The following is a 13,972-nucleotide window of genomic DNA, read 5'->3' as shown; positions in this document are numbered from 1 at the left end:
CGGACTCGATGACGTCGGGCCGCCTTCCACGCGGCCCGACGCTCGGCCTCGCGGTTGGCCAGGCAAGCGCTGTACGGCCGCGCCTTGAACGCCCCGCCCCATCGACGATGTTGAGCCACCCACCTCCAGTGAACGGCCAAGCCGGGCTCGAAAAGCGTTCGATCCTTGTGGCTGACGAGCCGCTGCTATCGCCGGTAGTTCGGATGCCTGTGAGTCACGCGTACTCCTTCATCGCCGGCGCCGGGAAATCGCAGATCGGGTGCACTTCTGATCCCTTGAAGACGCGTCAGTTAGTCCAACTGGCCGGTGAATCCGAAATCCGTGAGCCAGACCGGCAAATCAACTAAAGGTCGCCCGGTTCGTGGCCGTTGCGTTCAGCTGACAGGACGCCCCGACGTTTTCAGGGCAGGGCGAACGGGTCTTCGGGAAGGAAACACCCGTGGTCCTGGAGGGGACGGTCGTCGTTGAGGACGATCCGTTGGATGCTCCCTGCGGGGGAGAGGCCGTCGGGGCGGTCAAGGGTGCGGACGCCGGGAAGCGGGGCGCCGCGGCCGACGGTGGGGAAGGGCTGCGATTCCACCAGGCGACCGTGGCGTTCGAACAAGGCCCAGACCGCGTCGTGGACGTCGGCGACGGCCTCGGCAGCGGTGGCCTCGGTGGCTTCCGGGTGAAGTTCGAGGTAGGCGCGGCGGGCGGTGGCGAGAAAACGTTCCGGATCGACGATGACCACGTCCTCGCGGGAGCGGATGCTGATGACCATGCCGGGCACCGGCGGCGCGGAGTCCTCCATGCGTCGAGGGTAGGCCGTGCCGGATTCCGGGTGGGGCGCTATCGACGGCAGGCCAAGCCAGAGCGGTCCTGCAGATGACGGCGCATCTGTCACCAGCCGCACTCGCGGTGAAACAGATGCCGTCGCCGCAGACACCGCCGGTAGGACGACGTCCGGGTCAGCGACACTGCACACGACCGCAAGGACGGCACGCCACCCCTGCACGACTCGTGCAGGGCTCGAACCTGCCAGGTCTTTCACCTCGGCTTGAGCACCTGGATGCGCTGGCGGGTGGAGCCCAACGCCCGGACAGTCATCCGATCCTCTAGTGGCCGGAGAGGACGGTCACCCAGCGGGGCGCAGTAGGAGCCGGACCTCCCTGCCTGTGCCCAGCGCACCCGTCCGCGTCCGGCCAGCAGGACGCTTCGGCCCGGCGAGGGCAACGCCGCAGCCCGTCCATCTCAGACCACGGCAGCGCACCCGCCCGGCCTTGGCGGTGCGGCGTACCACCCACGCGGGGCGTGTGGCGCACCCGTCCGCCTCCAGCCAGTACGGCACACTCGCCCGGCCTGGGTGGTGTGGCGTGTCTGTCCGTCCCCATGCATGGGGCAGTGCAGCGCATCCGTCTGCCTTCGGCGAGCGGGATGCGTTCGGCCCGGCGGGGGCAATGTCGCGGCCCGTCCGTCTCCAGTTAGTACAGCGCATGCGTCGCGATCTGGGGCGGTGTGCCGTACCCCCGGTGTGGGGCCTGTGGCGCGCCCGGCCGTCCCCAGTCAGTGGGCAGTTCGCAGCAGCCTTCTGCCTCCGGCCAGCGGGAGGCGTCCGGCCTGGCGAGGGTATTGTGGCGGCCTGTTCGTCTCCAGTCATCGCAGCGCACTCGTCGCGATCCGGGCGGGCGGCGTGCCTCCCCGGTGCGAGTCGTGTGGCGCACCTACCCGTCCCAGTCAGTGGGCGAACCCCCTTGGGCAGTGCAGCGCACCCGTCGGTCTCCGGCTCACGGGACGCATCGGCTGGGGCGAGGACAGTGCCACAGTTTGTCCGTCGTCAATCAGGGCGGCGCAGCGCTGGCCTTGGGCGGCGCGGCGTGCCACTCTCGTGTGGGAAGTGCGGCGGGCGCCCCGTCCGCTTCCAGTCAGTGCGGTGTATGCCTCGCGTGGACAGTGCGCGACCTCTAAGGATGGGCAGCGGACCGGCTCGCGCTGCCAAGGACCTACGACCTCGGACGGGCGGCGCTCCGCATGCCGCCGTGCCTTCGTGAATGAACCTTGCTCGGGCGCATCTCAATGCGCCGGAGGGGCGCTCAAGGCATTGTGCTCCTTGCCGGTGTTGCCGCACATGCGGCAAGGCTCGTCCACGCGCGCCCACGACAGCTCACCGGCGGCCGTCTGATGCGGACGCTCCGGACGCCACCATCCCGACCCGCGACAGAACCGGCATGCCCGGTCGTCGCGGTCGCACCACTCGCATGGCACGTTCCCACAACGCGCGCGCTTAGTGTTCATCGGCACCTTCCGGTGCCCCGGCAGACGTGGCAGTTCTCCACGCTCGTGCGCCATGTGATCGAACCGTCGTTCTCCTTCTGCGGTCGCTCGTAGGTGACTTCACCCGACCCGGCACAGTGGCCGCACTTCGGGAGGTCGTCCTTGTTTTCCACTGAGCCCGCCCCTGGAAGACCGACCGCGACACTGCCGCGCCCAGCATTCCGTACGGACGGAGTCGCAGTCCATGATCCTCGTTGAGGTGCCGCGCCCTCGCGAAGTGACACGCCGTCGACTGGTACACCAGCCGTCTCTCACACGGCCCCGTCGCACACCTCGGCCATAGGCGGCTGTCGTCCCTCACCAGATGCACGCGGCATCGCGCAGTGGCATCACCGCAACGTAGCCTCGGCACCTACTCAGTGATGTCGTCGGGACGTGGGTGGGCTGGCAACGCTTCCTGTCCGCCGACTCCGGCTGTAGCTGATGCTCCGTCCATGATGAATGGCGTACCTCCCGAACCCGCCGATCGCTCTCTGAGCACATACGGCTCACTCCGCAGCGCTAGCTGTGCTTGGTCATGGTCTTGGTGTCAGTCGGGTGATGGGTGGTCGGCAGCCCAGGGCCGAGTGGGGGCGTTGGGTGTTGTAGTGGTCGAGCCAGGGGTCGAGGGCTTGGGTGCGCTGGGGTTGCTGTTGTGAGGCTGCCGGTAGGCCCATTCGGTGGCCAGGGTGCGGTTGAGGCGTTCGGCCTTACCGTTGGTCCACGGGTGGCGGGGCCGGGTGAACTTCTGCCGGGCTCCTAGGTCGGCGCGCCTGGGCGAAGGCGCGATTGGTCCGGTAGTTCTTGGCGTTGTCGGTCCTCACCCGCTGGATGCGGGTGAGGACCGACGGCGGCGAAGAAACGCGCCGCCCATGACAGGAAGCCGGCGCAGGTGACGCCTTTCTCGTCGGGCAGGATCTCGGCGTAGGCCAGCCGTGAGTGGTCGTCGATGGCGGTGTGGACGTGGCCGTAGCCGATGCCACGGCCGCGCACGGCCTCGCTGTGGCCGTGGACGCGCCGGCCGCCGCCGTTGGGGATCCGGCCGAGTTTCTTGACGTCCAGGTGGACCATCGCGCCCGGGGCCGGATCCTCGTAGCGGCGCGTGCTCGCCCGGGACGCCCGGATCTGCTGCCCGGTCAGCGGGTCGCAGGCCGCCAGGACGGGAAGGTTTGCGGGGGCGGTGTTGCTGGCGTACGGGGCACGTAGCGTTCGCGGCTAGGCGTGGGTGCCGTGGTGCTCGGGGAGGGCGTGCTGGTCTGGCATGGGCGGGGGCCGGTGTGGTGAACGCCTGCAGGGTTGGCGGTGTGCGGTGATGGGCAGGCTCGTGGCGGGGCGTACGCAGGGGTCAGGGGTCGAGGTGCTCGCCCAGGACTTCTAGGTGGGTCTTGCGGGCCTCGGCGTGGCGCTGGCGGCCCTCTTCGGTGGCCTTGACGAACACTCCGCGGCGGTCCGAGTCGCACATGGCGCGTTCCACGAGGCCGTGTTTCTCCAGCCGGGCGACGGTGCGGGACAGGGCGCTCTGGCTGAGATACATGTCGCCGGCCAGTTCCTGCATGCGGCACTTGTCACAGCCGGTGTCGATGAGTCGGTCGAGCGTCTCGAACTCGCTCATGCTCAGGCCGTGCCGTTCCTGGAGGCGGCGGTCCAGCTCGCAGGCGATGGTGTTGTAGCAGGTCAGCAGCGACCGCCACCGCGCGACCAGGCCAGCCTCGGTGTCCATGACGCGCATCTTATCATGCGTGCGCATCAGATGCATTCGCATTAAATGCGGGTGGAACTTGTGCGTCGACATTGGATGCACGTGCATGTATTGTCCTCCCTCGTGACTATCACCGAAACCTCACGAGTGTCGGTTGCCGCGCCACCGGCGACCGTGCCCGAGCAGCAGAGTTGGACGCCCCGGCTGTGGGGAGTGCTCGCGGTGCTGTGCGCTGTCTTGTTCCTTGACGGGCTGGATGTCTCGATGGTCGGCGTGGCACTGCCGTCCATCGGCGCCGAACTCGGCCTGTCGACCACCGCGCTGCAGTGGATCGTCAACGGCTACGTGCTGGGATACGGCGGGCTGCTGCTTCTCGGCGGTCGCATGGCGGACCTGCTCGGCCGCCGCCGGATCTTCCTGGCAGCGCTCGCGGTCTTCGCCGTCGCGTCGCTGGTGGGTGGGCTGGTGGACGACGGTGTTCTGTTGATCGCCACCCGCTTCATCAAGGGCTTGGCCGCCGCCTTCACCGCGCCGACCGCGTTGTCGATCCTGACCACCACCTTCCACGAGGGACCCGCGCGCAACCGTGCGCTGTCGGTGTTCACCGTGTTCGGAGCCAGCGGCTACTCATCGGGGCTGATCCTGGGCGGGCTGCTCACCGGCCTCGGCTGGCGCTGGACGTTCCTGACCCCGGTGCCGCTGGCGCTGCTCGCCCTTGTCGCCGGTCTCGCGTTGATCCCCCGCGACAAGCCGGCCGCCGAGGGCGGCCACGATCTGATCGGCGCTGTCACGCTGACCGCGGGAATGTTGCTGGCCGTCTACACGGTGGTGTCCGCCCCGGACCGCGGCTGGCTCGACCCGGTGACGGTCGGCGCGGTGGTGCTCGCCGCGGCCCTGCTCGTCGGATTCGTCGTCACCGAGACACGCGTCCGGCATCCGCTGATCCGGCTGGGCATCCTGCGGATCGGCACGATCGTCCGCGCGAATCTCAGCATCGTGGCGCTGTTCGGCTCCTACCTCAGCTTCCAGTTCATGATGACCCTGTACCTCCAGGATGTTCTGCGCTGGTCGCCGCTGCGGATGGCGCTGGCACTGCTGCCCGCCGGACTGATCGTGGCCGTCGGCTCGCCGTTCGTCGGACGTCTCATCGACCGGTACGGCACGCCCCGGCTGATCCTGGCCTCGATGACCTCGCTGAGCCTCGGGTACGTGTGGTTTCTGGCCACCGCGGGCAGCACGCCGAACTACGTGGTGACGATCCTGCCGACCATGCTGCTGCTCGGCGGCGGCTTCGCGTTCGGCTTCAGCTCCATCATGGCCCAGGCGACCGACGGCATCGACGACTCCGAGCAGGGGCTGGCCTCCGGACTGGTGCAGACCTCCGGCCAGGTCGGCGCCGCGCTGGTGTTGGCCGTCGTCACCGCCCTGGTCGCGGGCGGCTCGCACACCGGCACGGCAGGCGCCGCCGACTTCGGTCAGTACCACCCGGGCGTCAACCTCGTGACGGCGGTCGCAGTGGTCGGCCTAGCCCTCAACCTCCTTCCACTTTTCCGCCGCTACCGGGCCAAGCACGCCTGACCTGGAGAGGTTGGGGGATGGTCAATGACTGGGCGCCCGACCCTCGTGCACCCGTACTGGCCCCGACGTGGTCGCTGCCGCACATGCCGAGCCAGTCCCCAGAGCGGGTGTGGCCATTGATCCGTGAGGGCATCGGCTGTTGGGGTCTGTGCCGCTGTGTCGTCGTGGGGGATGGCTCGGTGGCGCAGGGCGGCTACCCGCAGGCGACTTTGACCACCCGGTGTGCCGCCACGGCTGCCGCTGGAGGTGGCGCAGGGGCCCCAGCCGGTGCTGATCCGGCTGGGGCATGGCGGCGTCCGTTGCGCAGTCGTGGGCGGCTGCGTTGTTAGCGACAGGTGGTGCAGCCGCACCGACGGCACCCGCGGTGCGCACACGGCGGCGCCCACGTGGGGGTTCCTGTGGGCCCGCCGTAGCCGGTGGTGAAGTGCGGGTCGTCCCAGCGGGTGGTGGCTCGTCCGGCGGTTCTGGCTAGGGGGTGCGTTTCCAGAAGGGGCGTTTCGGGCGGGGTTTTGGGGTGGTGAAGTCGGTCAGCGTTGTGATGGTTCGGTTCCAGAGTTGCTCGAGACTGGGGGCGTCGAGCGGGGTGCGGACGGCTTGCAGGTCGGTGATCAGTGCCGACAGGGGGCTGACGTCGGTGCCGACGGATTCGAGGCGTTGAACGTTTGCTTCCAGGAAGGCCAGCAGTTCGGCCAGTAGGGCCTGGTCGGCGATGGGGGTCGAGGTCAGCCGCCGGAGGTAGTCGGCGAGCCGTTCCCGGGTCTCGTTGAGTTCGGACGTGTTGGTGCGGGCGGTGTCGCGTCGGCGTGGGGCAGGGATGGGAGCAGACCCGGGGCGCCTTGCTCGTGCCCGGGCCGGCACGTGGGCGCTGCCTGGCGCGGCGGGAGGGGGGCCCGCGTATGCGGGTGGGGCGCCGGTGCCGGCGGGTGGGAGCGGGCCTGCGGGGGCCGGCATCGCAGCGCCGTACGCCGCCATCGGGGTGGCGGGGGCGGACCAGCCTGCCGGGAGTTCGACCGGCTGCACCACGTGGTGCGGGGTTTCTCCCTCGGCCACGACTCGGCTGTCCACCGCGACGAACGCGGTGAAACGGCACAGCACGCCGAAGCGGAGGGAGGTGTCCACGATCTGGCGCTCGGAGTCGGCGGAGCCGGAGGTGAGGTAGCGGTCTTCCAGGTCTCGCAGGTGAGCGCGGGCCCAGAGGGAGACCACGGTGCCGTCCGATGAGACGACGCCGGTGGAACGCTGCTGCCAAGCCGTCCCCTCGGGCGTCACGCCGTGCACGGTCAGGCTTCCTTGGGGCGGGCCTTGGAACCGGCCCGAGATCACCAGCGGTACGCCCGGGTACAGGGCGCCGAGGCGGCTGGGGGTCACCGTGTCGGGGACGAGACGCAGGCCGTCGGGGACGAGACGCAGATCTGTCACCAGCGGGGCGCCGACGCGGTGATGGATGTGCTCCATCGCCTCGTCCAGCCGGTTCTCCGACTCGACCAGCTCGCAACGCCCCTGGCCGGTCTGCGCGAGCCGTTGCAGGAATCCCGCGTTCACGGCCCGGTCGATGCCGACGGTGTGCACCCGGATGCCGTGCAGCCGGGGCCCCAGGTGGGCGAGGATCTGGTCCTCGTTGCCGACCTGGCCGTCGGTGATCAGAATCAGCACCCGGTCGGATCCGGAGTCACGCAGGAGGTCGCACGCGTTGGTGAGCGGGCCGATCATCTCGGTGCCGCCGCGTGCCTCGAGTTTCGCGAGGAACTCGACCGCGCGGAACCGGTTGCGGTCGCTGCCCGGCAGCAGTCCCGGGCCCAGGTTCGGGGGCCGTTCCACCACGTTGTCGAACGCCAGCACGGCGAAGTTGTCGGTGCTGCGGAGGGTGTCGACGATCCTGGCGGCCGCGCGCCTGGCCGCGATCATCTTCCAGCCGTGCATGCTGCCGGAGCGGTCCAGAACGAGCACGACATCGCGCGGCCGGGGACGGTGCCGTCCGGTCGGCAGGACGGTCAGCGTGAACGTTCCCTCTTCGGAATCGTCGTCCGGGACCAACGTCAGCGAGGCGGTCTCCTGCGGCGTGTAGGTGAGGCGCAGGAGGAAGTCGCGGTCGAGCCGTTCACCGGGACGTAGCCGGATGGTGGTGCGCTCGCCCTCGCTCTCCTCGGCGACCACGTGCAGGGCGGAGTGGATCTCGGTGAGCGGCAGGCCGGCCGGATCCACGTCCACGCTGATCGACAGGCGTACCGGGTTGGGGAAGCCGGGCAGCAGCACCGGGGGGCTGATCCGGGACGCGTCGGGCACCGCGTCGGTGTCGGACGCCACGCCGTCCCCCGCCGGAGAGTCGTCCAGTGGCGTGCCGGGGATGTAGCGGGGCGCGACGACGAGGGGGAACCGGAAGGTCGCCTGGTCGTCCTCATAGGGGAGCGGCTGGTTCAACGTCAGCCGGATGGTGACGCGCTCGCCGGGCAGGATGTTGCCCACCCGCATGGTGAAGACGTCGGGGCGGTCCTCCTCGGCGATGGCGGCCCGCCGGCCCGCGGCGATGGCGGCGTCGTAGTCGTGGCGCGCCTGCTCCCGTTCCTTGAGCACCCCTTCGATGACCCGGTCGGCGGCCTCCATGCGCAGCGCGGTGACCGCGGCGCGGTCCGGCAGCGGGAAGACATAGGTGGCCTCCAGCGGCACGTCGAACGGGTTGCGGAAGCCCTGCGTCAGCTCGATTCCCGCGGCGAGCCCGGTGATCGAGGCCTTGATGTCGACGGAGTCGAGAGGCAGGTTCCCCCGGTCGGTGGACAGGGCGCCGAGCCCGCCCTCGGGATCCGGTGGCGCCTCGGAGTCGGGCAGGGGACTGATGTGGACGGTCACTGAGGCCTCCCGGAGGGGTCGATGTGCGTGTCCAAGGGGGCGAGCAGCCCGCGGCGCCGTAGCTCGTCGAGCAGTGGACGGGCGGCGTTCGCGATCGCGGCGAGATCGTCCTGGCTGAGCGTCGGAGCGTCGAGCATCACGGTGAGGCCGGGCGCCAGGCGCACGCCTTGGACGAGGGAAGCGTGTTCACGTCCGGCTGGGCCTGGGGACGTGTCGCCCAGGGGCGATGCGTTTGTGCTCAGGTCTGATGCGGTCGCGGTGGGGCGGCTTTCGCGTGAGGCGTTTCCGCTCGGGGTTGGAGCGGGGGCGTCCAGGGATGAGGCTGCGACCTGTGGTGCCTCTGGAAGGGCGGCGCCCCTCTTTGGTTGGGAGACGTTGTGCTGGGGCGGCGCTTCCGTCTCTGGGAATGGGGCGGCCTCGGGGGGTGGCGAAGCCTTCCGCTGAGGGGGCGCGTCGTTGCGGTCGCCGCCGCTTGCTCTGGATGCGGCGACGTGGGCACGGCGGGGGCTGGTGGTGGCCGCAGGAGGTGGGCTCGGTGACGAGGCTGGGCTGTTCGCATCCGAGGTGTGGCGGATGTCGGCTTTCCAGGTCACGTCCGAGGGAGTGTCGGGGGTGGTCGGGCGGGTGGCCCAGAAGCGGCTTCGTGGCTGAGCGGCCTCTGCCGTCTCGGTGCCGGCCGGCGCGCCGGGGAGTTGGGCGATCTCGCGCAGGGTCTCGTCGGTGGCGCCCGCCAGTTCGAGCTGGATCTCGGCGATCGTGCGGCCGGCGGCCTGGCGCCGCTTGACGGCCACGATCTGCAGCAGGTGTCGCGGGCCGTACACGGCGGTGCGGCCGCGGCGCCCGAGCGGCGGGTCGACCAGCCCGATCGTGGTGTACCAGCGGATCAGCCGTTCGTTGGGCAGGTCCCGCACCCGGCCGTTGACGTGCAGCGGATCGCCCGCCGACAGGGCGGCGACGGCCCGCTCGGCCAGTTCGCTGATCGTCCAGGTGCCTGCCATGCCGCCAATGATGACACTGTCATTGTGACACTGTCAATCTCGTACTTGATCTTGACCGGTCGGCGGCCGGCGGATGTCGGCGCGCCGGAAGTGGCGGGCGGCGTGGTCGGCGGGGCGAGCAGTGGGCGGCTGTGCTGGAGGACGGATCTGTGGCGGTGTCCCCTTGGGGCCTGTGGGAGAGGAGTGCTGCGCCGGTGGTCCTGCTGCGGTGCTGGCAGGGCGTGCGGAGTCTGATGTGGAGGTGGTTTTGCCGGGGTGAGAGTTGGTTTCGGTGGCGATGTGCGCTGACGTGAAGGACTGCCACCGTGTGGCGGTATTCCGCTGGCGATTCTGATTGAGGGGCGGCTGTTTCGGTCGAGGGCGGCTGTAGGGCGGTTGGTTTTGTTCGCGAGTGATGGGGTGTGTCGGAAGGCGGCCCGCTTTGCCGCTATTACGTGAGGTGATCTTGCTGTCGCGCTGAGCTACTCGCGGCAGGTGGTGAGGTTCGGGCATGAGGCGGTCAATGCAGGCATCGCACGCTAGTAATGGCGATCTGGTGGAAATTGGCTATGCATCGAGGTCCGAGCATTCCGATCTTGTGGAATTGGCGGTAGAGGGGTCGTGGAACACTTACCTTGCAGGGCATGGACGACCGTCTATTGGTCGAGGCCCTGCGTGAACGGGACCCGGCCGCACCGGCGGCGGTGTACGACGCCTATGCCGGACGCCTTTACGGGTACTGCTGGTTCCACCTGCGCGACCGGGACGCCGCGCAGGCGGCGTTGCGGGACTCGTTCATCGTGGCCGAGGCGCACATCGGGCGGCTGCGCGACGCCGATCGGTTCTGTGCCTGGCTCTACGCCATCGCCCGTTTGGAGTGCGCGCGCCGTCTGCCCGGGCACGACCAGCCTCCCGACCTGCCCGTCGCCAGCCATGACCAGGACGACGTCGACCAGCGTGTGATGGCGTGGCAGGCCGTCCAGGCCCTGGAACCGCTCGGCCGGGAGATGCTCGAACTGCGGGTGCGGCACCGATTGCCGGTGTCCGACCTGGCGGCGGTGGTCGGCCTGCCCGTCAAGGATGTGGAGAGCCACCTCCGGCGTGCTCACTCCGCCCTTGAGGCGGCTCTGACCGCCGAGATCCTCGCCCACAAGGGCCCGTATGGCTGTGCCGGACGCGGGGCATTGCTGCGGCAGCGACGTGGCCCCTTCACGGGGGATCTCAACGAGCGGCTCTTGCGGCACGCCCGTGAGTGCGATGTGTGCCGGGTCCTGCGTCCCCGGACGGTGTCGGCGGTCAAGGTGTACGGGCTGCTGCCATGGGCCCGCCCGCCTGCGTCCCTACGGGCACGGGTGATGGCCTGCTTCTACGACCCCGAGTTGGTGGGCTACCGGTTGTTCGTCGCAACGCGCGTCGGCGCGTTCGGTCCGGCAGGCTTTCCCAAGCAATCGCGCCATTCCGCCTCTTCTCGCTGGATGACACGGTCGGGGCGCCGTCTTCCGTACGTGGGGCGGCGTCCCGCGGCGGGGCGTGCGGTGGCGGCCGTGGCGGTGGTCGTGTTGCTGCTGGGAGGCGGTGGGGTGGCTTTCCGCTGGCTGATCGCGGCAGAGGGCGGCACGGGTACGGCGGCGGCCGGGGCCGGGGGCTTCCCGCGTCCGTCGGTGCCGTCCGCGTTGCCGTTGCCTACGGGCGGCGAGCCGTCGCCGGGGGCGGACGTCGGAAGCGCCCCCGTGGCGGCGACCTATCCGCTTGGCGCGCGCGTCTCGTCCGCCCCGCCTACGGCACTGGTGAATCTTCCGGGGGTTCGCCTCGTGGACCACGGGGACGCCCGCAGCCAACCCGCCGGCCTGGCAGTGGCGCCTCTCTACCTGGACCTGGCAGGGGGCGCTCACGGCACACTCCAACTGACCGCCGAGGGCGGTCCGGTGAACTGGCGTGCGAAGCCATGGGGACCCATACGGCTCGGCCGGACCTCCGGACGCATCGGGGCAGGGAAGACCGTCACGCTCGACGTGGACGTCACCAGGCGTGGCGGCTCGACGGGGGAAGGCGGCGTCGTCTTCCAACCCGGCGGTGTGGGAGTGCGCGTCATGTGGCGTCCGCCCACCCAGCCCGACCCGACGACACGTCCGAGGCCCAGCGACTCCCATCCCACGGTGTCGTCGTCGCAGCCGTCCCCTTCCGACCCGCCCCCTTCGGATCCAACTCCGTCGGACTCGCCGCCGTCAGAGACGAGCACGCCGCCGCCCCCCTCGTCCCGTGAGCCCGACACGCCGTCGCCCTCCGAAGGAACACCGCAACCACAGGGCTCCGGCGCCTGAACAGGTCGGCCAGTGCTGCGCTGCGTCCGGTCGGGTGTCCGCGTCCGTTGGAACGACCCGGGGTGGAAGGTTGCAGCGTGTGCGTCCTGATCGCTTAGGGTAGTGATCTCTGTGGCCTGAGTGACTGACTCGCACCCGTGGGGCTGTGCGAGAAGTCCTCGCGTCAGGTGATCACGGTGGGGGGGACCGTGTTTCTGGGAACGCGCACGGGGCAGCGGCCGTCAGCGCGCCGGTGGAGTGCGGCCAAGCGCCTGGTGTCCCTGGGCGGCATCGCCGTCTTCACGGTGACGGGCGTACCGCCCGTTCCTGGGTTCGAGGCTTCTCCGGGGGCGGCCGCGACCACGCCCGGCTCGGCGATGGCCGATCCGGTGCCGGACGCACGCGACGTGGACCAGGCCAGGCGTCGTGCGGAAGAACGCGCCGACGAGGTGGCCCGGACCAAAGTGCGGTTCGCGCAGGCCACGGGCGAACTCGACCGGCTCGCGGCCGCAGCCGCGCTCGCCGTGGAGCGCTACAACGGCGAGCAGGTCAAACTCGCCAGGGCGGCCGCGGCCTACCGGGACGCCCTGACGCGCTTGGCCGAGGCCGAACGCAGGCACTCACAGGTCCGTGCGAACCTGGCCGCGTTCGCCGCCGAGGCGTACCAGGCCAACACCGGCTACAACGCCTGGCCGTCGGTCGTCGCCGGGGGCGACGGGCCGCAGGGCTTCATGGACCGCGCCGGCCTCCTGGAAGTGCTCGCGCGCCGCCGTACAGGGCTCCTTCAAGCGTTGGAGGCCGCCCGCAACGTCGCCGGCGTGTTCCGCGCACAAGCCCAGTCGGCAATGGCCGAGCAGAACGCGGCGACCCGGCGGGCGATGCGGGCCCGCCAGACGGCCGAACAGGCCGTGCAGCGGCAGCAGGAGGCCGTCCGGGAGATCGGTGCGGAGAAACGGCGTTTGGAACGCGAACTCGGCATCGCCCGGGAACGCGCCGACGATCTGGCTCGCCAGCGTCGTCAGGCGCTGGCGAGCGTCAACGCCACGAGGGGCGGCCTGGAGGGGAGCCACGCCCAGGGGTCGGCCGTGGTCCGGGCAGCGCTTCGGTGGCTCGGCACGCCGTACTCGTGGGGCGGGGGCACCGTCCACGGGCCCAGCTACGGCATCGCGCACGGCTCCCGTATTCACGGATTCGACTGCTCGGGGCTGGTGATGTACGCGTGGGCCAAGGCGGGCGTGCAGCTCGACCACTGGACCGGTACGCAGTGGACGTCGGGGCCGCACATCCCCCTGAACCGCATCCGCCCGGGCGACCTGGTGTTCTACGCGTACAACACCGCCGACCCAGACACCATCCACCACGTCGGATTGTTCATCGGCAAGGGACGCATGGTGGAAGCCCCCTACACGGGGGGCAGGGTGCGCATCTCCAGCATCTGGCGCCCGGGGCTCATCGGCGCCACCCGTCCAGACAGGTGAGCCGTGGCGTCCGGCGGGGCGCCCGACAGCGGCGGCAGGGGCGGGGCGATGGCGGTGGCGCGGTCACGGCCGGAGGACGGCGGGAGCGGATCGGCGCCGTCCGGCCTGCCCCGCCCAGCCGACGACGACTCGGGTCAACGACCGGGCACGGGCGGTCAGTGGCCGCCCTTGTGGTCGCCCAGGTCGGCGGCGCGCTTGAGGGAGCGCTCGATCTCGGCCTCGGCCTCGACGCGGCCCACCCAGCTGGCGCCCTCGACGGACTTGCCGGGCTCCAGGTCCTTGTAGACCTCGAAGAAGTGCTGGATCTCCAGGCGGTCGAACTCCGGCACGTGGTGGATGTCGCGCAGGTGCTCCATACGCGGGTCGGTGGCCGGGACGCACAGGACCTTGTCGTCGCCCCCGGCCTCGTCCGTCATGCGGAACATTCCGACCGCGCGGCAGCGGATCAGGCAGCCGGGAAACGTCGGCTCCTGCAGCAGCACCAGGGCGTCCAGCGGGTCGCCGTCCTCGCCCAGGGTGTCCTCGATGAACCCGTAGTCGGCCGGATACTGCGTCGAGGTGAACAACATCCGGTCCAGGCGGATGCGACCGGTCTCGTGGTCCACCTCGTACTTGTTCCGCTGACCCTTCGGGATCTCAATGGTGACGTCGAAATCCACGATGTCCTCCGCTCCCTGCGCCGTCGCAGTGAATAGTCTTTCGGGAGCCCGCGCGGGCGAGGGCGGCCCGCACAGGATGGTGTTCCCTTATACAAGGATGTCGCACGTTGGTGGGTGCTGAGGGGGAGAGGGGCGGTCACGTGCCGAA

The 13,972-nt window shown here is 70.2% G+C and carries 8 protein-coding genes and 1 pseudogene; 3 read left to right on the top strand and 6 right to left on the bottom strand.

Annotated elements, in window-relative coordinates:
- Positions 1 to 400: 400 nt before the first annotated feature.
- From ABZ801_RS30520 to ABZ801_RS30510, 3 genes and pseudogenes are all read right to left on the bottom strand, one after another.
- On the bottom strand, positions 401 to 790 hold the full coding sequence (locus ABZ801_RS30520; protein ID WP_360704290.1) for a hypothetical protein: 390 nt from the start codon (positions 788 to 790) through the stop codon (positions 401 to 403).
- 2,035 nt (positions 791 to 2,825) lie between these two features.
- Positions 2,826 to 3,453, bottom strand: a pseudogene (locus ABZ801_RS30515) (integrase core domain-containing protein); the annotation flags it as partial.
- Between the two features lie 181 nt (positions 3,454 to 3,634).
- Entirely contained in the window at positions 3,635 to 4,009 is a 375-nt protein-coding gene (locus ABZ801_RS30510; protein ID WP_360704287.1) for a MarR family transcriptional regulator, read from the bottom strand.
- Between the two features lie 75 nt (positions 4,010 to 4,084).
- Here ABZ801_RS30510 and ABZ801_RS30505 point away from each other — a divergent pair, with 75 nt between their 5' ends.
- Positions 4,085 to 5,566 carry an MFS transporter gene (locus ABZ801_RS30505; protein WP_344949251.1) on the top strand — a complete coding sequence of 494 codons (1,482 nt, stop codon included), beginning with the start codon at positions 4,085 to 4,087 and terminating at the stop codon, positions 5,564 to 5,566.
- A gap of 468 nt (positions 5,567 to 6,034) precedes the next feature.
- Here the strand turns inward: ABZ801_RS30505 and ABZ801_RS30500 are convergent, their stop codons facing one another.
- Both ABZ801_RS30500 and ABZ801_RS30495 read right to left on the bottom strand, forming a co-directional pair.
- Positions 6,035 to 8,410 carry a VIT domain-containing protein gene (locus ABZ801_RS30500; protein ID WP_360704284.1) on the bottom strand — a complete coding sequence of 792 codons (2,376 nt, stop codon included), beginning with the start codon at positions 8,408 to 8,410 and terminating at the stop codon, positions 6,035 to 6,037.
- Positions 8,407 to 9,408: a MerR family transcriptional regulator gene (locus ABZ801_RS30495; protein WP_360704281.1), complete on the bottom strand. Its 1,002-nt coding sequence runs from the start codon at positions 9,406 to 9,408 to the stop codon at positions 8,407 to 8,409. Before ABZ801_RS30495 ends, ABZ801_RS30500 begins: the two co-directional genes overlap by 4 nt.
- Positions 9,409 to 10,031: 623 nt before the next feature.
- Between ABZ801_RS30495 and ABZ801_RS30490 the strand changes: the two genes are divergently transcribed.
- Entirely contained in the window at positions 10,032 to 11,708 is a 1,677-nt protein-coding gene (locus ABZ801_RS30490; protein ID WP_360704279.1) for a sigma-70 family RNA polymerase sigma factor, read from the top strand.
- A gap of 188 nt (positions 11,709 to 11,896) precedes the next feature.
- Positions 11,897 to 13,165, top strand: a complete 1,269-nt coding sequence (locus tag ABZ801_RS30485; RefSeq protein WP_360704276.1) for an NlpC/P60 family protein — start codon at positions 11,897 to 11,899, stop codon at positions 13,163 to 13,165.
- 155 nt (positions 13,166 to 13,320) lie between these two features.
- On the opposite strand, the gene ABZ801_RS30480 is transcribed toward ABZ801_RS30485, so the two are convergent.
- Positions 13,321 to 13,824: an inorganic diphosphatase gene (locus tag ABZ801_RS30480; RefSeq protein ID WP_344949238.1), complete on the bottom strand. Its 504-nt coding sequence runs from the start codon at positions 13,822 to 13,824 to the stop codon at positions 13,321 to 13,323.
- Positions 13,825 to 13,972: the final 148 nt, after the last annotated feature.

It is taken from the genome of Actinomadura sp. NPDC047616 (assembly GCF_040642915.1).
GTDB classification, from domain to species: Bacteria; Actinomycetota; Actinomycetes; order Streptosporangiales; family Streptosporangiaceae; genus Spirillospora; species Spirillospora miaoliensis.
This window is presented reverse-complemented; position numbering and strand designations above follow the sequence as displayed.